This window comes from Variovorax sp. TBS-050B (assembly GCF_029893635.1).
Taxonomy (GTDB): Bacteria; Pseudomonadota; Gammaproteobacteria; order Burkholderiales; family Burkholderiaceae_C; genus Variovorax.
In genome coordinates this window covers 472,490-492,935 of the sequence record NZ_JARXYR010000001.1, presented here as the reverse complement: position 1 = coordinate 492,935, position 20,446 = coordinate 472,490, and the positions used below count along the sequence as shown (strand labels likewise).

The following is a 20,446-nucleotide window of genomic DNA, read 5'->3' as shown; positions in this document are numbered from 1 at the left end:
AGGAAGGCCTCGTTGTTTCGAGAAGATGTTCAAATCCGGATGAATCAATCCGAGAATCGGAACAATGCACAAAAGCGCACTGCTGGAACTCGAGGTCGTGCTGGCCGTCGCGCGCCGCCATGGCTTCCGGCTCGCGGCCGTGGACCTGGACATGTCCGCCACGGCGGTGAGCAACGCGGTCGCGGGGCTCGAGGCGCGGCTCGGCGCGCGGCTGTTCCACCGCACCACGCGCAGCGTGTCGCTGACCGAGACCGGCCGCCGCTTCGTCGCGGAGATCGAACCCGCGGTCCGGCAGATCCGCGGCGCCATGGCCGCCGCGGGCGAGGGCCATGCGGCGCCCGTCGGCACGCTGCGCATCAACAGCGCGCTCGGCGCGGCGCAGATGGTGTTCCGCCCCGTGCTGCTCGAGTTCCTGCGCCGGCATCCCGGCATGACGGTGGACATCGCGACCGAGGGGCGCATGGTCGACATCGTGGCCGAAGGCTTCGACGCCGGGCTGCGGCTCGCCTCCCTGGTGCCGCGCGACATGATCCGCGTGCCGCTCGGCGACGCGCTTCGCATGGCGGTGGTCGCGTCGCCCGGGTACATCGCGGCGCACCGCGCCCCGCGCACCCCGGCCGAGCTCGCGCGCCACCGCTGCATCCGGGCCCGGCTGCCGAGCGGCGTGCCTTCGCCCTGGGAGTTCGTGCGCAGGGGCCGGCGCACGCGCGTCGAGGTGCCCGGCCCGCTGGTGCTCGATGCGCCGCTGCTGATGCTCGATGCGGCGCGCGAGGGCATCGGGCTCGCGCAGCTCGCCGAGTGGTACGTGGCCGAGGACCTCGCGCGCGGCCGGCTGGTGCGCGTCCTCGAGGACTGGAGCTCGCCGCTGCCGGGGCTTTGCCTCTACTACGCCGGACACCGCCACGTGCCCGCGGGGCTGCGCGCACTGATCGAACTCGTGCACGAGCTGCGCGCGGCGTCCGGCGCCGCTGCCTTGGCCTGAGGTGCGCGCACGATGCGAAGGCTGCGACTCCTCACCCACCGGCACCGCGCACCGTCCACCAACCGCGCGCTCGGCTTGCTGCTGGCCTTCAATGCCGGCGCGATCAATGCGGGCGGCTTCCTCGTGCTGCACATGTACACCTCGCACATGACGGGCTTCGCATCGCAGTTCGCGGACGGGCTGGTGCTCGGCAACGCCAGGCTCCTGCTCAACGCGCTGGGCGCCATCCTGGCCTTTCTCTCCGGCGCCGCGGTGTGCGCCATCCTCGTGAACTGGGCACGCCAGCACCGGCTGCGCAGCGTCTATGCGCTGCCGTTCCTGCTGGAGGCGCTGCTCATGTTCCCGTTCGGGCTGATGGGCTCGATCACGCTGAGCTGGCCCACGCCGTTCGCTGTGCCGCTCACCGTGCTGCTGCTGTCCTTCATCATGGGCCTGCAGAACGCCGTGGGCTCCAAGACCTCGGGCGGCAGCGTGCGCACCACGCACATGACCGGCAACATCACCGACCTGGGCATGGAGCTGGGCAAGCTGCTCTACTGGAACCGGCGGGCGATGGCGAAGCACGCGTGGGTGCGGCACGACCCGCACCGCATGAGAACCGCCGGCGGGCTGCTCGGCATGTTCGTGCTCGGCGGCGTGGCGGGCGCGCTCGGCTTCAGCCGCGTCGGCTTCGTCTGCGTGGTGCCGCTGGCCGCGCTGCTGCTCGCGGTCTCCATTCCGCCGCTCTGGCAGGACGCGCCGCGTTCGCGCCTGCTGCGGCGCGTCCTTGCCGTTGCCGGCGTGAAGGCGCGTGGTTCCGCACGGGGCGCTGCCGACGGTCCGCCGCCGCCCGAACGCTGAGCGGCGCATCAGCGCCTCGCGCGGGTTTGCACGCGCAGGTCGGCGGGCGCGCGGTCGTCCATGGCCATGCGGCAGGGGCGGATCGCCGCGCGATCGTCCGCGTCCCCCGGTGCATCCGCGGTGCGCGATGCGGCGCGAGCGGCGGGCGCTGTGCCGCGCTCCGTCGGGGCGGCGGGCCGTCGGCGCGAGAACAAGAAGGCGGCGAGCAGGTCGTACATGGGCAGGTCGGGCGGTGCTGTCGGACCTGCTATTGAAAAGGGCCCGTGTATCCGCGGTGTGTTCGGCCCGGGGCTGTTCGGCATCCTCGTGTGGCAAGCGGCCGGCGCGACACACGGCGGTACAAAAAATCCCGCGGCCTGTGCGCGACGGCCGGCTTGCACGCGCGGCGCGGCAAAGCACCCCGCCCGCATGGGGACTCCCGCCCGCGGCGCGCGGCGCGGCTTGTCAGAATGCCGGTCGCCATGCCACAGCCTCCGATGCCCTTCCCCGCCGCCGCCCGCGGTTCCCGCCGACGCGCGCTCGCGGCGAGCGGCATCCTGCTGTCGAGCGTGCTCGCGCTGATCGTGCTGGGCCACGACGGCCGCAGGGTCGGGCAGTTGCTGCTGCTGGCGGCGCCCGTGTTCGCCTGGCTGCTGTTCCCGGTGCGCAGCGCGCCGGTGCACCGCCTCCGCAGCGCGCTCGTCTGGCTTGCGGCGATGGTGTTCGCGTTCGACGGCATCGCGCGGGCCTACCTGCTCGAAACCTATCAGGCAGCGCCCGACAGTTCGCTCGTGCTCGCCGCCGCGGCCAACACGAACGGCAGGGAAGCGGCCGAATACTTCGCCATGCATTGGCGGGCGATGCTCGTCTGCGCGGTCGTGTTCGTGCTCGCGGGGGTGGTGGCCGCGGCCCATGCCGGCCGGGGTGTGCGTGCGCCGGCGCCGCGGTGGCCGCGGTGGGCCGTGGTCGCGCTGGCTGCGGTGCTGCTCCTGGGCGCGGTGGCGCATGCCAGCAAGCCGTGGCGGCGGCTGCATCCGGTGGTGTTCTGGAAGGCATGGGGTGCTTCGACACTGGCGCTGCGGGCGACCTGGGCGGACCAGCAGAAGGAGCGCGACCGGGCGCTGGCGCACGCCCGGGCGCTGGCGCCGGTGATCACGCGCGAGGGACCGGCCACGCTGGTGCTCGTGATCACCGACAGCATCAATCGCGACAACATGTCGCTCTACGGCTATGGCCGCGACACCACGCCGCGGCTGCGCGCGCACAAGGCGCAGCTGCAGGACGAGATGCTGGTGATCCGCAATGCCTGGTCAGTCGATGCCAGCACCCTGCCGGCGCTGCGCAACATCTTCCGCTTCGGCACGGCGCCCGAGGGCGAGGGCGAGGGGCCGCACCTGCTCGCGCTCGCGCGCGCCGCGGGCTACAAGGTCTGGTGGATGAGCAACCACGACGACATCGCGATCGAGCAGCAGCATGCGCGGCTCGCGGACGTGGTCGATTTCGTGAATCGCGTGCCGGGCCGCGCGGGTGCGTCGCTCGACGGCGAACTGCTCGACTGCGTGCAGGAGGCGCTGGAGGACCCCGCCGAGCGCAAGCTCATCGTGGTGCATCTGATGGGCGCGCATCCGCACTACCGGCTGCGTTTTCCCGAGGATGCCAATCCCTTCGACGACCGCATCGACGGCGTGGAGCAGGGCTTGCAGCAGCGCGGGCGCTCGGCCTGGGTGCGCAAGTTCCGCCAGGAGTACGACGCCGCGCTGCTGTACCACGACTTCGTCGTGTCCGAGACGCTGCAGCTTGCACGCAGGGCGGGCCGCACCGACGGCTACCGCGCCTGGATGTACCTGTCGGACCACGGGCAGGAGGTCGGGCACGCCGGCAACCACGCGGGCCACAGCCCGTCGACGCCCGCGGGCTACCGGATTCCGACGGTGGTGTGGCGCAACACGCCGGCCGACCGCCACTTCGCCGTCGCCGAAGCGCGGCCCTTCAGGGCGGACTGGGCCGGATGGACGATCGCGGACCTGCTCCACATGCGATGGCAGGGCGACGGCAGCGCGCGGAACGCGCTGAGCGCGGACTACCGCTGGGAGGCGCCGGTGCTGCCGACGGCCGTCGGGTCGTTCGCGGATTGAATCATTCCGCCCGCGGCGCCGAGGTGCGCGGCTGCGCATCGTCCGCATCGAACACGATGCGCGCGGGCCAGGGTTCCCAGGGCGTCGCGGGGTCCGGCCGACCGGGGCTGCCGTCGCGCGCGAAGCGGCCGAGGCTCTGCATCATCTGCGCCGAGAGCGCGAGCCGCCCGGGCCGGTTGCGCTCGGTGAACATGACGTTCGCGTAGAGCGAGGGGCCGAAGTTGCCGAACAGGAACGGCAGGTCGAAGGTGTGGGCGGCGCCGTAGATCGCATCGAAGGGCGCCGGCAGCCGGTCCCATGCGAAGTCGTAGGCCCAGACCTCGCGCTGCCGCGAACGCAGCGCGTCGAGCACGTCGTTGCGCATCGCATCGAACCAGATCCGGTCGAGCGCCGCGGTGCGCGCGGCGAAGCCGGTGGCGGGCCGGTCGACCGGCAGATAGGCGGGCGGGATCCACTGGCCGATCGTGGTCGCGGGCGCGGCTTCCGGGTCGTAGCGGGAGACCAGCGCGAACACGGCGGCATCGTCGAGCAGCCGCCCGCTCGCGCCGCCGAGCGCCGGGTTCAGCGCGAGCAGCTGCGGGAACAGCCGGGTCTCGTCGCGCGTCTTGCCCGCGAGCACCGGCACCCGCAGGTAGCGGCCCTCGCGGATGGCGCGGATCGGGTCCTGCGCCACCACCCAGCCGTCGGGAATGGGATTGGACGCGGCCATGCCCTTCGGCGTGAGCCGGGTGCGCACCACCGACAGCAGCGCGTCGGCCGTGCGGCTGCGCAGGTAGGCCGCCATGCGCTCGGTGCCGCGCCCGGCGTCGACCTGCGCCCGCGCGGCCGCTTCGTCGGCGGCCGTGCCGTCGGCGAGCAGCGACTGCAGCAGCAGCGCCTCGCCGCGCTCGGCCCAGAGCGCGCGCGGCTGGATCGCCGCGATCGCGCCGGGCGGCAGCGTGGCCGCGGTCGAGATGCCGCCGCTCAGCGCCACCAGCCGGTGGAACAGCGGAGCCGGACGCGCCACCAGCATCGGCGAGGTCAGCAGCGCATACACGTTCACCGCGCCCGCGGACTGGCCCATCAGCGTGACGCGCGAGGGATCGCCGCCGAAGGCCGCGATGTCGCGCTGCACGAACTCGAGCGCCTTGACGATGTCCAGCAGCGCGAAGTTGCCGGCGTCGTTCTCGGGCCGGCCGTCCTTGAGCGGCGCGAGATCGAGGAAGCCGAAGATGCCGAGCCGGTAGTTGACCGAGACCACCACCGCGTCCTGCTGCCGCGCGAGTGCGGCGCCGTCGTAGACCGGGTCGGCGGTGTAGCCGGTGATGTTGCTGCCGCCGTGCACCCAGACGATCACCGGCCGCGGCCCGTCCCGCCCGCGCGCGGCCGGCGCCCAGATGTTGAGGTAGAGGCAGTCCTCCGCGCCGAGCGTCTGCCCGAGCGTGGTGCCGATGGTCTGGTCGTAGTGGTTGTGGCGCCCCGGGCCGTAGAGGCGGCCGGTCTGCACGCAGGCCGGCGCGAAGTCGACCGCCTGCCGCGGCGCGGTCCAGCGCTCCGGATCGGCGGGCGGCTTCCAGCGCAGCGCGCCCACGGGCGGCCGCGCGAAGGGCACGCCCTTCCAGCTCAGGGTGCCGGCGCCGTCGGCCTTGCCCACCACCGTGCCGAAGCTCGTCTCGCGCACGGTGCCGGCCGGCGCGCTCCCGGGGCTCGCGCAGCCCTGGAGCAGCGCGAGCACGATGGCGGCAAGGCCGCAAAAAGCGCGGTGCATGTCCGCCACTCCTATTCGGCCGTGATGTTCGCCGCCTTGATGATCTGCGCCCACTTGCGCGTCTCGCCGGCGATGAATTCGGCAAAGGCCTGCGGCGTACCGCCGCGCAGCTGCAGCCCCGCGGCCTCGGCCTTGCGGCGGATCTCCTCGTCGGCGAGCGCGGCATTGGTCTCGGCATTGAGGCGTTCGACGATCGCCGGCGGCAGGCCCGCGGGCGCCATCAACCCGTACCAGCCATAGCCGACCACGTTCGCGAGCCCGCCTTCGCGGAAGGTCGGCGCGCTCGGATACATCGGCGTGCGCTCTTCGGTGCTGACCGCGAGCACGCGCAGCTTGCCGGCCTGGATGTGCGGCACCGCGGTCGACACGGCCGTCAGCGTGGCGTCGATGCGGCCCGCGAGCAGCTCCGCATAGGCGGGCGCGTCGCCGCGGTAGTGCACGACCACGCCCTTCAGGCCCGCCTGCCGCAGCAGCAGTTCGGCCGTCAGGTGCGGTGCCGAGCCGGCACCGGGCGACCCGAAGCTCAGGCCCTTCGGCGCCTCCCTGCCGTGGCGCAGGAATTCGGCGAGCGTCCGGTAGGGCGACTCGGCATTCGTGACGAGGAACAGCGGCGCGATCGCGGTGCTCACGATCGGCGTGAAGTTCTTCTTCACGTCGTAGGGCAGCTTCGGGTACAGCGCCTCGCCGATCGCGATCGGCGCCGCCGCATGCAGCAGGGTGTAGCCGTCGGGCGGCGCATGCGCGATGAACTCGTTGGCGATGCGCGTGCCCGCGCCGGCCCTGTTCTCGATCACCACGGCCTGGCCGAGCCGGCGCGCGAGGTGGTCGCCGAGCAGGCGCGTGAGGATGTCGTTGGAGCCGCCCGGGCCGTAGGGCGACACGAGGCGCAGCGGGCGCGCGGGCCAGGCCTGCGCGAAGGCCGGCAGCGCGGTCATGGCGGCAAGGCCCGAGGCCATCGCGCCGAGCATTTGCCTTCGATCGATCATCATGCTGTGTCTCCTTTTTTTGTGATCGGTTCGGGTGCGGCCGCTAGAGCCGCTGCACCGCCGGGTAGATGAACCGTTCGTCGAGGTGCTCGGCGCGCGGCTGGTAGAGCCGGAGGATGACGTAGAAGCGCTCGCCCGAGGGCGCCGGCAGCCAGTTGACGCCCTCGCCCGGATCGTGCGCCTGCATGCGGATCGCGAGGCTGCCGTCGGCGTCGTGGCGCAGGCCCGGCGTGCGGTCGCCGATCGAATAGCGGCCGATCGGGTTGGCGACGAACAGGCAGTCGCTGCGGCGGTACAGCGTGAGCGACCAGAAGGCATCGACCTTCGGGCCCGCGCCCGGCGCGAAGCGCAGTTCGTAGGCGTGCGTGCCGTCGAGGGCATTGCCGTCGGCGTCGATCTCGGCGGTCGGGTACATCGCTTCCTCGATGCCGAGCGCGCCGATCAGGTTGCGCGCGACCCGCGCGCGGGTCAGGTGGTCGTCGCCCCAGGCGGTGCGCACGCGCACCGGCAGCGCCCAGCCGCCGCCGAGCTGGTGCGGCTGCGCGGCGGCGCGCAGTTCGTCGTAGACGCACGGCACCCAGTGCGCGAGCGCATCCCCGGCCACCGGCCAGGCCAGCCGCTCGCCCGGCGGCGGCGGATTGCGCTGCAGCGCATGCGCGACGATCTCGTGGAAGGCCGCGGCCGAGGGCACCGCGGTGTCGCGCCCGTCGAGCAGTACATCGAGCCGCGCGGCGGCGTCGCTGCCGTCGGGCCGCGAGATCCGCAGCTGCGACTGCAGCAGGCGCACCCGCGCGACGTCGGCTTCGTCGGCCACCAGCATGCGGCCGATGAGCCAGACGTCCGCGCCCGGCGCCGCGATGACCTGCGTCACGCCTTGGGGCACCGGGCCCTGCCACCCCGGCCCGTGCACCAGCGTGCGCTGCGCCCGGTTGCCGGTGGTGCGGCGGCCGACATAGGCGAAGGGGTTGGTCCAGGCATCGAGCAGGCCCAGGGTCCAGTAGCGCTCGCCCATGTCGGGCGAATCGATCAGCACCGGGCCGTCCGACAGGTCGAGCCATGCGTTGCTGTAGACGGTGTCGTTGTTGGGGCTCACGACCTCGCGGTCGTCGGGCCCGAGCCGCCGGTGCGTGTGCGTGAACTGGTTGACCCAGCGCACCGGCGCGTCGCGCCGCTCGGAGGCGAAGCCATGCAGCGGATGCCGGCGCGCGGTGGTGGCGGCACGCATGCGCATCATCTCGAACAGCGGCAGCGTCTGGATCACGGCGGTGCGCGCGGGATCGTCGGTGGTGGTCACGGTGGAATGGTCCTTCATGGATTCAGGCCACGGCGCCGGTGCGCCGCAGTGCGTCGATCTGCGCGGCGTCGTAGCCGAGCTCGGCCAGCACCGCGTCGCTGTCGGCGCCGCATGCAGGGGCCGCCGGCGGCGCGGCGCGCGGCGCCTCGCCCAGGCGGTAGGGCAGGCCGAGCGCCCGGTAGCGGGTGCCGTCGGGCGCCGCGGCATCGACCAGCAGACCGCTCTGCGCGAAGTCGGGCGCGGCCAGAACCTGGGCGTAGCTTCGCACCGCGCCCGCCACGATCTGGTGGCGCCCGAGCTTCTCCACGCATTCCTCGCTGCTCAGGCCCGAGAGGCATTCGCGCAGCACGGTGCGCAGCGCCGGCCGGTTCGCCACCCGCAGCGCGTTGGTGGCAAAGCGCGCGTCGCGCACCAGTTCCTCGCGGCCCATCACGCGGCAGAAGCGGGCCCAGTGCGCATCGGCATAGGCGGAGAGCACGATGTGGCCGTCGCGCGTGGGCACCACCTCGGCCGCGGGCGCGTTGTGGGGCTGCCCGTCGCCGATGCGCGTGGGTTCGGGCGCGCCGCCGAGGTAGTCGCTCCAGGTGGTCGCCTGCAGGTGCATGGCGACCTCGAACAGCGAGGTCTCGAGCGTCTCGCCGATGCCGCTGCGCTCGCGCCCGTAGAGCGCCGCGAGCACGGCCTGCGCGCCGAGGTGGGCGGCGGCGGCATCGATGATCGGCACGCCGACCTTCTGCGGCGGGCGGTCCGGCTGGCCGGTCACCGACATCAGGCCGCTCTCCGCCTGCGCGGCGATGTCGTAGCCCGGGCGGTCGCGCGACGGCCCGCGCGCGGGGAAGCCGGTGATCGAGAGGTACACGACGCGCGGGAAGCGCTCGCGCACCGCACGCGCACCGAGGCCCAGCCTTTCGATCGCGCCGGGGCGCAGGTTCTGGATCACCACGTCGCTCTGCGCGATCAGGCGCCACGCCGTCTCGCGGCCGGCGTCGCTGCGCAGGTCGAGCGCGATCGAGCGCTTGCCGCGGTTGTAGGCGCGGATCATCGATTCGCCGTAGCGGCCGATCTGCCGCGCCTGGTCGCCGGCGAGCGGCTCGACCTTGGTCACCGTCGCACCGAGTTCGCGCAGCACCATGGCCGCGCCGGGCCCGGCGATGTACTGCCCGAGGTCGAGCACGCGAATGCCCTGCAGCGGCCCTGCGTGCGTGGAGGAATCGTCGTCTTGCGCCATGCTCATGCGCACCGACAATAGCGCCTCGCCCCATTCCTGAAAATTCGAAAATCGTGAGGTGGCGATCACGCCGGGTGATCGCCTGGAGACATGGCCACTGGCACCGACTACCTGCTGCGCCGCCTGCGGCTGCGCCATCTCGAACTGCTCGTCACGCTCGCCGATGCGGGCACCGTGCGCGGCGCGGCGGGCCGCCTGAGCCTGAGCCAGCCGGCCATCAGCAAGATGCTCGGCGAGATCGAGGAGGCGCTCGGCGCGCGGCTGTTCGAGCGCAGCCACCAGGGCGTGCAGCCCAATGCGCTCGGCACGGCGGCGATCTACCGGGCGCGCGTGGTGCTGAGCGAGCTCGGGCGCATCGGCGACGACCTCGGTGCGCTGCTGCGCGGCGCCACGGCGGTGCTGCGCGTGGGCGCGCCCTCGGTCACGGCGACCGTGCCGGCGGCGATCGTGCAGCTGCGCGCGCGCATGCCCGGCACCTCGGTGCGCATCACCGAAGGCCCGGTGCGCGAGCTGATCCGCCGCCTGCTCGACGGCGAGCTCGACTGCGTCTTCGGCGCCATCACGCCCGAGCTGATGGCGGGCGACGAGCTGCCGCTGCTGCAGTCCGAGGTGCTGGTCGAGGACCGGCTCTGCGTGCTCGCGGCCGCGTCCAACCCGCTCGTGCGGCGTCGCGGCCTGCGCTGGGCCGACCTGCGCGCGGCCGACTGGGTCGCGCCGCCGAAGCAGACGCTGGTGCGCCAGGGCTTCATGACCGCGTTCGCCAACGAGGGCGTCGATCCGCCCGAGCCGGCGATCGAGGTGATGTCCTCGGTCACCATCGGCGCGGTGCTGCGCATGGACCCGTCGCTGCTCTGCGCAGTGCGCTTCGACCAGGCGCGCGACGAGGTCGCGCGCGGCGACGTGCGGCGGCTGCGCGTCGAGCCTGCCGTCGCGCTGCCCTCGCTGGGGCTCTTCACGCGCCGCGGCGCGGGCCCGCAGCCGGCGACGGTGCAGGCCTTCGCGCGCGCGGTCCGCAGGGCCGGCGCGGGCTGATTCCTACGGCACGCGCCGCCGCCGGCCGACGGCGGCGCCGGTCGCAGTGCCTAGGCTTTGCCGATCCACAGCGAAACATCCGCTGCAACGGAAAGCCACCATGAACCCGCAAGACACCACCTCCCAGACCATCGACGCCGGCGACGCCGCCGCCGTTCAGGCCCTCGCGAAGAAGCTCGACGCCACGCCCGAGCAGATCGAGGAAGCCATCCGCGCCGTCGGGCCCAAGCCCGCCGACATCGAACTGCACCTGAAGGGCTCGCGCAGCAGCAGCAACGCGGAGCGCACGGCCTCGAAGACCTGAGCCCGACCGGTGCCGCGCCTCAGCGCACGCACTGGAACGAGGCCGCGAGGTTGACGTCGCCCGTGCCCTTGTACTGCGGCCACTTCGGGTAGTCGCACAGCGGCCGCGTGCGGCCCGGCACGCCGGCGGTGTCGGTCGTCACCTGCCCGGCGGGCGCGGTGCCCCGCTCGGCCCAGGCCTCGAGCGCGGTCAGCGAATCCCAGCTCGCGTTGAACACGCTGCTGATCGCATGGCCGAGGCCGGGCACTTCGTAGTAGCGCACGAAGGTGTCGATCTCCGCCGGCCCCATGCGGGCCTGCAGCCGCTGGTAGTACTGCTCCGTGGCGCGGGTGCTGACCAGCACGTCGGCCAGGCCGTGGGCGAGCAGCAGCTTGCCGCCGCGCGCCTTGAAGGCCGAGATGTCGGTGCTGGCGTCGAGCTGGGTGCTCAGCGCGCTGATGCGGCTGGCCCACGGGCCCGGGTCCTCGGGATCGAGCGAGAGCGAATCGAAGGCCGGATCGCGCGTGACCGAGTACTTGATCCACTGGTCGGTCAGCACGCTGATGTACGGCGCGCTCGCGGGCATTGGGTTCGCGGGCTGCGTGGTGCCGAAGGCCAGGAAGGTGACGACCGGCTCGAGCGGCGAGGTCCAGGTGGTGATGCCGGGGTCCGCGCCCCAGATGTTGTAGCCCGGGTACTGCGTCTCGCCGCTCGCGAGCGGGAAGCGGAACTGGGTCGCGCTGTCGATGGTCTTCATCGCGGTGATCTGCGCATCCGACAGGCAGGTGTCGCCGGTGTCGGCGCCGCCCGCGCAGCGCAGCGGCTGGCCCGCGAGCGTAGCGGTGGCCGGGTCGAAGCGCGCATTGCACAGCGTCTGCTGGCTGATGAGCCCGTCCGCCACGCCGTCGAGCGCGTCGCAGGCCTCCATCGCGGCCTTGTAGAGCAGTTCGCGTTTGGCCGAGTTCGGATAGGCGCCGGGCTGCGCGAGCGCGCGGCTCATGCGGTGGCCGCCGAGCAGCGCGGCGGCGTCGTTCCATGCCGGATACCAGGCGATGGCGCCGTCCCAGTCGGCGGGCCAGCGCTGGATGGCCGTGACCGCCTCGCGCCCGCCGGTGGAGCCGCCCGCGAAGTAGGCCTTGCGCGGACGCTCGGCATAGCGCGCCTCGACGATCGCGAGCGCGGCGTCGCGGGTCTTCTTGAGCGCATCGCCGCCGAAGTTGCGCACGGCCTCGTCGTTGAGGCCGAAGCGGCCGTCCTGCGAGCCCAGCGCATTGGCCTGGTGGCCCGAGTCGCTCGCGAAGGTGGCATAGCCGCGCCCGAGCGGCGTGGGCTGGTCGACCGGTCCGTTGGGCACGTTGCCCTTCACGTTGGGAATGCTGCCGTTGAAGCCGCCGCCGCCGAGCATCACGACCTTGCCGTTCCATGCAGTGGGCAGCGCCACGGCAAAGCGGATGTCGGGCGCGGTCGCATCGACCGGCGCGATCCGGCCCGCGACCTCGCAGTGCACGGGCACGGCCGCGGCGCCGGTGCCGCTGGCGGCCACGGTCTTGGCGGCGGTGACGGTGGCGCCCTGCGTCGGCAGGCCGATCGCCGAGGCGGGCACGACCAGGCCGGCGAGCTGTTCGCAGCCGAGGGCCGCGCTCGGCGGCGGTGGCGGCGGTGCGGGCGGCGGCGGCGGCGCGGGGGGCTGGCCGGCCGCCGGCGGCGGCAGGAACGGAAAGCCGCCGCCGCTGCCGCCGCCACCGCCGCAGCCCACGAGCGTGGCGCTCACGGCAAGGCAGGCGGCAACGCCCAGGACGAAGTCTCGATGGCTGCTGGTTGTCATAGGTCTCCGATGTCGTTCGTTGTTCGGTTCTCGCGGCAGTACCGCGGGCGGTGCCGGTCCTGCAGGGACCGCCGCAGTCTCGCGCGCCGCACCGCGCCGGCCAATGTGCGGACCCGACACCGGCGCGCACCGTCCTGTGTGCGCACAGGACGCCGTGCAAACCCTGATCAGTGCGGCAGCGGCACGTCGAAGCCGGCCTTGGCGAGCTCGAGCTGGTACTGCTCGAAGCCGGTGCCGGGCACGCGCTCGCCGCGGCGGTCGCGGATCTCGTCCATGCGCGCGGCGACCTGCGCTGCCACCTCGTCCGATCCGTCGATGAAGATGCCTTCGGTCATCGTGACGTGCGCGCTCTCGAAGCTGCCCGCGCCGGCGAGCAGGATGGTGCGCGTGGGCGCGTCCTCGGCCACCAGCGCGACCAGGCCGGGGCTGACGTAGGCGGGCTGCAGCCGGGCCAGCGCCTCGGGCGGCAGCACGCCTTCGGTCATCGCGGTGGCGGCCGTGGGCGCGAGGCAGTTCACGCGGATGTCCTGCCGCGCGCCTTCGAGCGCCAGGGTCTGCATCAGGCCGACCAGCGCCATCTTGGCCGCGCTGTAGTTCGACTGGCCGAAGTTGCCGTACAGGCCCGAGGACGAGGTGGTCATCACGATGCGGCCGTAGCGCTGCGCGCGCATGGTCTCCCACACGGCCTTGGTGCAGTGCACGCTGCCCATCAGGTGCACCTCCATCACGCGGCGGAAGTCGTCGAGCGGCATCTTGGAAAAGCTGCGGTCGCGCAGCACGCCGGCATTGTTGACGAGGATGTCGATGCGGCCCCAGGCCTCGACGGCGCGCGCGGCCATGGCTTCCATCGCGGCGAAGTCGCACACGTCGCCGCCGTCGGCGATGGCGGCGCCGCCCGCGCGCACGATGTCCTCGACCACCGCATGCCCGGGCGAGCCCGGCTGGCTGCCCGCCACGTCGTTGACCACCACGCGCGCGCCGTGCTGCGCGAGCGCGAGCGCATGGGCGCGGCCCAGGCCGCTGCCGGCGCCGGTGACGATGGCCACGTGGCCGTCCAAAAGCTTCTTCATTGCTGTTCCTGCGAGAGAGAGGGGTGGGGGGAAAGGAAAAGGCCTGATCAGAACGCGACCGCGTCGCGGCCCTTGAGGCCGAGCATGGCGCGCGCCTCGTCGGGCGTGGCGATCTCGAGCGAGAGTTCCTCGAGGATGCGGCGGATCTTGCGCACCTGCTCGGCGCACGACCTGGCGAGCTGCCCCTTGGCGATGTAGAGGCTGTCTTCCAGCCCCACGCGCACGTTGCCGCCCATCACCGCGCCCATGGTCAGCAGGGGCATCTGGTGGCGGCCCGCGCCCAGGATCGAGAAGCGGTAGCCGTCGCGGCCGAACAGCCGGTCGGCGGTGCTGCGCATCGTCACCAGGTTCTCGGGATCGGGGCCGAGCCCGCCGAGGATGCCGTAGATGCTCTGGATGAAGAGCGGCCCCTCGACCAGGCCCTCGTCGACGAAGTGCGCGAGGTTGTAGAGGTGGCCGACGTCGTAGCACTCGAACTCGAAGCGCGTGCCGCACTCGTCGCCGAGCACGCGCAGGATGTGCTTGATGTCGCGGAAGGTGTTGCGGAAGATCAGGTCCTCCATGCCCTCGACATAGGGCCGCTCCCAGTCGTGCTTCCAGCTCGTGATGCGCCGCGCCGCCGGGTGGATCGAGAAGTTCATCGAGCCCATGTTGAGCGAGCACATCTCGGGTTTGGCCTGCAGCGGATAGGCGAGGCGCTCCTCGAGCGTCATGCGGGTGCTGCCGCCGGTGGTGATGTTGATCACCGCGTCGGTCGCGGCCCGGATGCGCGGCACGAACTGGTCGAACACCTTCGGATCGGCCGAAGGGCGCCCGTCGCGCGGATCGCGCGCATGCAGGTGCAGGATCGCGGCGCCGGCCTCGGCGGCCTCGATCGACTGTTCGGCGATCTGGTCCGGCGTGAGCGCGAGGTGCTCGGACATGCTCGGCGTGTGGACCGAGCCCGTGACCGCGCAGGAGATGATGACCTTGTCTTGGGTTCTTGCCATGGTTGTCGTCGGTGGATGAAAGCTGTGAAGGAAGCGGCGGAAGCGCCGTCAGACCGCGAGCCAGTCGGCGACGAGCTGGCGGTCGGCCGTCAGTTCGCCCGGCGTGCCCTCGAAGACGATGCGGCCGTGGCCCATGACGCAGACGCGCGTCGAGACCTTCAGCGCGATCGCGAGCTTCTGCTCGACCAGCACCACCGACAGGCCCTTGCGGTGCATGTCGACGATGCACTCGCCGACCTGCGCCACGATCCTGGGCGCGAGGCCCTCGGTGGGTTCGTCGATGAGCATCAGCCGCGGGTTGCCGAGCAGCGAGCGGCAGATGGTGAGCATCTGCTGCTCGCCGCCCGACATGCTGCCGGCCCGGGTGTTGCGCCGCTCCTTGAGCCGCGGGAAGTAGTCGAACATCTGCTCGATGCTCCAGCGGTGCGCGCCGGCCGCGGGCGGCTGCTCGCCCATGCGCAGGTTCTCGTCGACCGTGAGGTTCGCGAACACCTCGCGCTCCTCGGGCACGTAGCCGATGCCCGCGCGGCAGACCGTGTAGGGCCGGGCGCCGGCCAGTTCGCGGCCGTCGAGCCGGATGCTGCCCGACGAGGGCGGGGCCAGGCCCATGACGGCCTTCATGGCGGTGGAGCGGCCCGAGCCGTTGCGCCCGAGCAGGCTGACCACCTCGTTGCGCGCCACGCGCAGGTCGACGCCGTGCAGCACATGGCTCTTGCCGTAGTGCACGTGCAGGCCGCGCACGTCGAGCAGCGTGCCGGCGGCCGGCGCGGAAGGCGTGCTCATGCGGCCACCTCCTCGCCGAGGTAGGCTTCCTTCACGCGCGCGTCGGCGCGGATCTCGGCCGGGGTGCCGGTCGCGATCACCTGGCCGTACACCAGCACGCTGATGCGGTCGCTGAGCGCGAACACCACGTCCATGTCGTGCTCCACGATCATCAGCGCGCGGCCCTTCGTCACCTCGCGGATCAGCGCGGCCGTGTAGTGCGTCTCCTCGGTCGACATGCCGGCCATCGGTTCGTCGAGCAGCACCACCTTCGGGTCGGAGGCCAGCGTCATCGCGATCTCGAGCGAGCGCTGCTCGGAGTAGGCCATCTCGCCGGCGGTGGTGGTGGCGCGGGCCTCGAGCCGCACCAGCGCGAGCAGCCGCTCGGTCTCGGTGCGGACCGCGCGGTGGCCGTCGATGAAGCGCCAGAAGACGTACTGCAGGCCGTGGCGGCGCATGACCGCGAGGCGGATGTTCTCGTACACGCTGAGCTGGGGAAAGATGTTGGTGATCTGGAACGAGCGCGCGAGGCCGAGCCGGTTGATCGCCTGCGGCGTGCGGCCGCCGATCTGCTGGCCGTCGAACACGATCTCGCCGGCGCTCGGCGCGAGATGCCCCGAGACCAGGTGGAACAGCGTGGACTTGCCGGCGCCGTTGGGGCCGATCAGCGCATGCCGCTCGCCGGGCCGCAGGTCGAGGTCGACGCCGCGCATGATCTCGGTCGGGCCGAAGGACTTGCGCAGGCCGCGGATGCGCAGGATCGCGTCGTCGCTCATGCGAGGCCTCCGTTCCCGGCGGCCAGGAGTTCGGGTGCCGCCGCGGCGGACTCCGCCGCCGCGAGCGCCCTGAAGCGCAGCCGCGCCATTTGCGCGAGCAGCGCGCCGACGGCGATCAGCCCGAGCGGCACCGCCCAGGTCGCGGCCGATGCGGGCGCCCAGGCGCGGCCCAGGTACGCGATCGGCGGCCAGCCCCGGCCGGGTTGCAGGTTCGCGAGCGCGCGGTAGTCCTGCGAGAACGCGCGCTGCAGCATCTCGATCGCGAAGGTGGCGCCGGCCGCGAGCAGCAGCGCCGCGCCGAGCGACAGCAGCGCGAGCGGCAGCAGCCGGCCCCATCCGAAGCGCTGCCGCAGCCGCGCGGTGGTGCCGACGAGGCCCGCCAGGCCGGCGGGCATGAACATCATCACGCCCACGAACAGCACGCCCTGGTAGAGCAGCCACGAGCGCGTGAGGTCCGACACCGCATAGCCGAAGAAGGTCATGAGCGCCGCGCCCAGGGCCGGCCCCAGGAACACCTTGACGCCGCCGATGTAGGTGTTGAGCACCACCGCGGCCGACAGCGCGGGATCGAACACCACGTAGTTCGCGGATTCGTTCGACAGCACCTGCAGGCCCCCCGCGATGCCCGAGAACATCGCCGAGATCGCGAACACGCCGGTGCCCAGGCCGTGCACGTCGTAGCCCAGGAAGCGCAGCCGGTGGCTGTTCTCGCGCAGGCCGCAGGTGAGCCGCCCCAGCGGCGTGCGGGTGTAGAGGTAGAGCAGCGCGAGCGACAGCAGCACCCAGCCGAGCGCGAGGTAGTAGACCTGCGTGGTGGAGCCGAAGTCCAGGCCCCAGGCCGGCATGCGCATGGTGGACACGCCGGCCTCGCCGCCGAACAGCCCCTTGAGGTGCGGCGCGAGCGAATGCACCAGCTCGGCGATGGCGAGCGTGATCATCGCGAAGTAGGTGCCGCTGCGCTGGGTGGCGAACCAGCCCGCGACCGTGCCGAAGGCGAGGCCGCAGACCGCGCCGGCGAGCGGCATCAGCGGCGTGGGCAGCAGGCCGGCGCCGCCGAGCGCGTTCATCGCATGCACGGTGCCGAAGGCGCCGATGCCGAAGTAGGCCGCATGGCCGAACGACAGCATGCCGGCCTGCCCGCACAGCAGGTTGTAGGCGCTCGCGAAGAGCGCGGCGATCAGCATCTGCACGGCCGCGTTGAGCAGGCCCTGCGAGAGCAGGAAGGGCAGGGCGGCGAGCAGCGCGACGCCGGCCGCGACCAGGGCGAAAGCGGTCTTCATCGCCTCAGCCCTTCTCGCCCATGAGCCCGCTCGGGCGCACGAGCAGGATCAGCAGCATCAGTGCGAACGGGATCGTGGCCGACAGGCTCGAGAGCTTGAGCGTCATCAGCCCGCCCACGCCGCGTGCCCAGTCGCCCGCGCCCGTGAAGGCGAGCAGGTCGGCGAGGCTGTAGTCCACGCCCACGGCCAGCGAGGTGACCAGCCCGATCAGCAGCGACGCGAGCATCGCGCCGCCGAGCGAGCCGAGGCCGCCGACCACCACCACCACGAACACCATCACGCCGAGTTCGAGCGCCATGTTCGGGTTGGTGGTGTAGAACGCGCCGGCCACCGCGCCCGCGAGCCCGGCGAGCGCGGCGCCCACGCCGAACACGCCCATGAAGACCAATGGCACGTTGTGGCCCAGCGCCTCGGCCATGCGCGGCTTGTGGATCGCCGAGCGCACCACGATGCCGACGCGCGTGCGCGTGAGCAGCAGGTAGAGGGCGGCGAACATCGCGAGCGCCACGCCGCCCATCAGCAGCCGGTAGGTCGGGTACTGCGCGCCGCCGATGCTGAAGGCCGGCACGTCGAGCGCGGGCGGAATGCGGTAGTCGACCGGGAAGTTGCCGAAGAACAGCTTGATCGACTCGGCGATGATGAACGACAGGCCGAAGGTCAGCAGCAGTTCGTGCGCATGGCCGTGGTGGTGGACGCGGCGCAGGAAGAAGCGCTCGACCACCACGCCGATCAGCCCGACGAGGATCGGCGAGGCGACGATCGCGGCCCAGAAGCCGACGTGGTCCTGCAGCGTGTAGGCGAAGTAGGCGCCGAGCATGTAGAACGAGGCATGCGCGAAATTGAGCACGCCCATCATTCCGAAGATCAGCGTGAGGCCGGCGGAGACCATGAACAGCAGCAGCCCGTAGACCGCGCCGTTCATGAGGGAGACGAGCAACTGGTCCATGGGCCTCAGCCGGCGCGCTTCATCGCGCAGGCGGGTTGCGCGGGCGTCGAGGCTTCCTCGGCCGAGAAGCGCCTGACCGGCTTGAAGCCCATGTCGGTGCCGTCGGCCTTGTAGCGCGCATCCTTCGTCACCGTCGAGACCACGATCGGCAGCAGCGCCTGGTGGTCGGCCGCGCGCATGCGCATCTCGCCCATCGGCGTCATGACCTTCGCGGTCTCGATGGCGCGCGCAAGCGCGTTCACGTCGAGCCTGCCGTTCACCGGCGAGGTGCGCTTGAGCGCATCGGCCACCATCGCCATGCCGAAGACGGTCTGCGGCTCGACGAAGGCGGGCGCGTGGCCGGTCCTGGCCTTGTACTCGTCGACGAAGCGCTCGCCCTCGGGCCCGCCCGCCTCGGCATTGAAGGTGTGCGCCACGAAATGCCCCACCGCGAGCTCGCCGGCGTTCGCGATGTTGCCCGGCTGGTCGAGGAAGACGGTGCCGAAGCGCACCTTCAGGCCGGCCGACTTCGATGCCTTCATCAACAGCAGCAGGTCGTTCGACCAGTTGCCGGTGAGGACCGAGTCCGCCCTGGCCGCGCTGATCTTGGCGACGTAGGGCGCGAAGTCCTGCACCTTGTTGACGTCGTGCAGCGTCTTCTCGACCACCTGGTAGCCGCCGGCGGCCGCGTTGTCGGCGATGGCGCGCTCCATGTCCTGGCCCCAGGCGTAGTTCTGGTTGATCGAATACACCCGGGTGCCGAGTGCGTCGGCCTGCTTCATCGCGCTGACCAGCGCCTTGGTGCGGATCTGCGCGTCGCCGCTGAAGCGGAAATGGTGGAAGTGGCACTTCTCGCCGGTGAGTTCGAGGGCCTCGGCGCCGACGTTGATGTAGATGATCTCCCTGCCCGGGTTGCGCAGGTTGTGCTTGCGCACGTCCTCCGTGATCTGGCCGCCGATGGCCGAGGAGGCGCCCTGCACGATCAGGTGCACGCCGTCGGCCGCGGCGGCCTTGAGCTTGTCGGCCGCGCCCGCGGGCCCGCCCTGGTTGTCGTACTCGAGCAGCTGCACCGGCTCGCCGTTCCAGCCGCCGGCCGCGTTGATGCGGTCGATCGCGAAGCGCACCGCCGTGCGGTAGGCCTGGCCGGACGAGGCCTGCGGACCCGAGAGCGTTTCGAGCACGCCGACCTTGACGGGCGCGGCCGCGGCCGAGCCGAAGGCGAGGATGCCGATCGCGCAGGCGAGACCGGAGGTGAGGGTTGCGTTGAGTTTGTGCATTGATGTCTCCATGCTTGTCGGGAAGGGAAGAAAGGCGAAAGCGGTCTCAGAGGTATTCCATGTTCCCGTCGACGCTGATGGCCTGGCCGCTGACGTTGCGCGCCGCGGGCGAGCACAGGAAGAGCGCCATCGCGGCCACGTCCTCGGTCGTGACCATGCGGCGCAGCGAGATCTTCTGCAGGTACGCCGCGCGCATCGCCTCCACCGGGACGCCCGCCGTGGCGGCGCGCGCGCCGATCACGCTGTTCATGCGGTCGCCCTCCACCGTGCCGGGCAGGATCGCGTTGACGCGCACGCCGTGCGGCCCGAGCTCGATGGCGAGCGACTTCATCAGCCCCACGACGGCCCACTTGGTGGCCGCGTAGGGCGTGCGGAAGGCGTAGCCGAGCCGGCCCGCGACCGAGCTCATCGCGATCAGGCTCGGGTTCATGGCCGAGCGCTTGAGCAGCGGCACCGCGCGGTTCGAGAAATAGAACTGGCTGTTCAGGTTGACCGCCACGGTGCGCTCCCAGTCGCCGCGCTGCAGCTCCTGGATCGCGCCGGTGGGGCCCGCGATGCCGACGTTGTTGACCAGCACGTCGAGCCCGCCGAGGGCGCCCTGCACGTCGTCGAACACGCGGTCCACGTCGCCGGGCACCGAGGCGTCGGCCACGCTGGCGGTGATCTCGGGCGCCTCGCGCGCGAGCCGCTCGAGCGCCGCGCCGTCGATGTCGCACACGTGCACGCGCGCGCCGGTCTCGCGAAAGGCCAGCGCCACGGCCGCGCCGATGCCCGATGCGCCCGCGCTGACCAGCACGCGCAGGCCGGGCGGCGGGCGCAGTGAATCGATGATGCTCATGGGTTCCTGTGGGGTGTCGGAAGTCGTCGGGTGCAGGGTGGGGCGTGCGTGCGGCAGGCCTGTCCCGCTGCCGCATGCAGTGTCCGGAAACGGGTCGCGCTCGCCTATGTGCGGCGCGCACACTGGCGGCGCCGCGGCGGTGTGATCGCGCGCCGGCGGCAGGGACAGGGCTGGAACCCATGGGCAGCGGGATGGCGT

At 72.1% G+C, this 20,446-nt stretch carries 19 protein-coding genes; 5 read left to right on the top strand and 14 right to left on the bottom strand.

The window, feature by feature from the left end:
- Positions 1–64: 64 nt before the first annotated feature.
- The gene (locus M2165_RS02270; protein WP_280813042.1) at positions 65–982 is read left to right on the top strand and encodes a LysR family transcriptional regulator; all 918 of its coding nucleotides are present in this window, start codon (positions 65–67) and stop codon (positions 980–982) included.
- A 12-nt stretch (positions 983–994) separates the two neighbouring features.
- Positions 995–1,822 (top strand): YoaK family protein, encoded by an 828-nt coding sequence (locus M2165_RS02265; protein ID WP_280813041.1) that lies wholly within the window; start codon positions 995–997, stop codon positions 1,820–1,822.
- Positions 1,823–1,830: 8 nt separating this feature from the next.
- On the opposite strand, the gene M2165_RS02260 is transcribed toward M2165_RS02265, so the two are convergent.
- On the bottom strand, positions 1,831–2,040 hold the full coding sequence (locus M2165_RS02260) for a hypothetical protein (RefSeq protein ID WP_280813040.1): 210 nt from the start codon (positions 2,038–2,040) through the stop codon (positions 1,831–1,833).
- Positions 2,041–2,283: 243 nt separating this feature from the next.
- Here M2165_RS02260 and M2165_RS02255 point away from each other — a divergent pair, with 243 nt between their 5' ends.
- Positions 2,284–3,936, top strand: coding sequence for a phosphoethanolamine transferase (locus M2165_RS02255; protein WP_280813039.1), 1,653 nt, complete (start codon positions 2,284–2,286; stop codon positions 3,934–3,936).
- Between the two features lies 1 nt (position 3,937).
- Here the strand turns inward: M2165_RS02255 and M2165_RS02250 are convergent, their stop codons facing one another.
- Genes M2165_RS02250 through M2165_RS02235 form a run of 4 tightly spaced genes read right to left on the bottom strand, consistent with a single transcriptional unit; the run spans position 3,938 to position 9,197 of the window.
- A complete protein-coding gene (locus M2165_RS02250; RefSeq protein WP_280813038.1) occupies positions 3,938–5,683 on the bottom strand; it encodes a carboxylesterase family protein in 1,746 nt (581 codons plus the stop codon).
- 11 nt (positions 5,684–5,694) lie between these two features.
- Positions 5,695–6,672 carry a tripartite tricarboxylate transporter substrate binding protein gene (locus M2165_RS02245; protein ID WP_280813037.1) on the bottom strand — a complete coding sequence of 326 codons (978 nt, stop codon included), beginning with the start codon at positions 6,670–6,672 and terminating at the stop codon, positions 5,695–5,697.
- 40 nt (positions 6,673–6,712) lie between these two features.
- Positions 6,713–7,981 (bottom strand): DUF1254 domain-containing protein, encoded by a 1,269-nt coding sequence (locus M2165_RS02240; RefSeq protein WP_280813036.1) that lies wholly within the window; start codon positions 7,979–7,981, stop codon positions 6,713–6,715.
- Between the two features lie 4 nt (positions 7,982–7,985).
- On the bottom strand, positions 7,986–9,197 hold the full coding sequence (locus M2165_RS02235; RefSeq protein ID WP_280813035.1) for a CoA transferase: 1,212 nt from the start codon (positions 9,195–9,197) through the stop codon (positions 7,986–7,988).
- 84 nt (positions 9,198–9,281) lie between these two features.
- On the opposite strand from M2165_RS02235, the gene M2165_RS02230 reads away from it, so the two are divergent.
- Entirely contained in the window at positions 9,282–10,223 is a 942-nt protein-coding gene (locus M2165_RS02230) for a LysR family transcriptional regulator (RefSeq protein WP_280813034.1), read from the top strand.
- Between the two features lie 100 nt (positions 10,224–10,323).
- Positions 10,324–10,527, top strand: a complete 204-nt coding sequence (locus tag M2165_RS02225; protein ID WP_280813033.1) for a DUF3606 domain-containing protein — start codon at positions 10,324–10,326, stop codon at positions 10,525–10,527.
- 19 nt (positions 10,528–10,546) lie between these two features.
- On the opposite strand, the gene M2165_RS02220 is transcribed toward M2165_RS02225, so the two are convergent.
- The 9 genes from M2165_RS02220 to M2165_RS02180 form a co-directional block, all read right to left on the bottom strand.
- The gene (locus M2165_RS02220) at positions 10,547–12,331 is read right to left on the bottom strand and encodes a tannase/feruloyl esterase family alpha/beta hydrolase (RefSeq protein ID WP_280813032.1); all 1,785 of its coding nucleotides are present in this window, start codon (positions 12,329–12,331) and stop codon (positions 10,547–10,549) included.
- 167 nt (positions 12,332–12,498) lie between these two features.
- A complete protein-coding gene (locus M2165_RS02215) occupies positions 12,499–13,401 on the bottom strand; it encodes an SDR family NAD(P)-dependent oxidoreductase (RefSeq protein WP_280813031.1) in 903 nt (300 codons plus the stop codon).
- Between the two features lie 47 nt (positions 13,402–13,448).
- Positions 13,449–14,390, bottom strand: a complete 942-nt coding sequence (locus tag M2165_RS02210; protein WP_280813030.1) for a 3-keto-5-aminohexanoate cleavage protein — start codon at positions 14,388–14,390, stop codon at positions 13,449–13,451.
- Between the two features lie 48 nt (positions 14,391–14,438).
- Positions 14,439–15,173 (bottom strand): ABC transporter ATP-binding protein, encoded by a 735-nt coding sequence (locus tag M2165_RS02205; RefSeq protein ID WP_280813029.1) that lies wholly within the window; start codon positions 15,171–15,173, stop codon positions 14,439–14,441.
- The gene (locus M2165_RS02200) at positions 15,170–15,928 is read right to left on the bottom strand and encodes an ABC transporter ATP-binding protein (protein ID WP_280813028.1); all 759 of its coding nucleotides are present in this window, start codon (positions 15,926–15,928) and stop codon (positions 15,170–15,172) included. The genes M2165_RS02205 and M2165_RS02200 overlap by 4 nt, the downstream gene beginning before the upstream one ends.
- On the bottom strand, positions 15,925–17,208 hold the full coding sequence (locus tag M2165_RS02195; protein ID WP_280813026.1) for a branched-chain amino acid ABC transporter permease: 1,284 nt from the start codon (positions 17,206–17,208) through the stop codon (positions 15,925–15,927). Before M2165_RS02195 ends, M2165_RS02200 begins: the two co-directional genes overlap by 4 nt.
- Before the next feature lie 4 nt (positions 17,209–17,212).
- Positions 17,213–18,154: a branched-chain amino acid ABC transporter permease gene (locus M2165_RS02190; protein WP_280813024.1), complete on the bottom strand. Its 942-nt coding sequence runs from the start codon at positions 18,152–18,154 to the stop codon at positions 17,213–17,215.
- 5 nt (positions 18,155–18,159) lie between these two features.
- Complete coding sequence (locus M2165_RS02185) at positions 18,160–19,410, bottom strand: branched-chain amino acid ABC transporter substrate-binding protein (protein WP_280813023.1); 1,251 nt, start codon at positions 19,408–19,410, stop codon at positions 18,160–18,162.
- 46 nt (positions 19,411–19,456) lie between these two features.
- Positions 19,457–20,248, bottom strand: coding sequence for an SDR family oxidoreductase (locus M2165_RS02180; protein WP_280813022.1), 792 nt, complete (start codon positions 20,246–20,248; stop codon positions 19,457–19,459).
- Between the last annotated feature and the right edge of the window lie 198 nt (positions 20,249–20,446).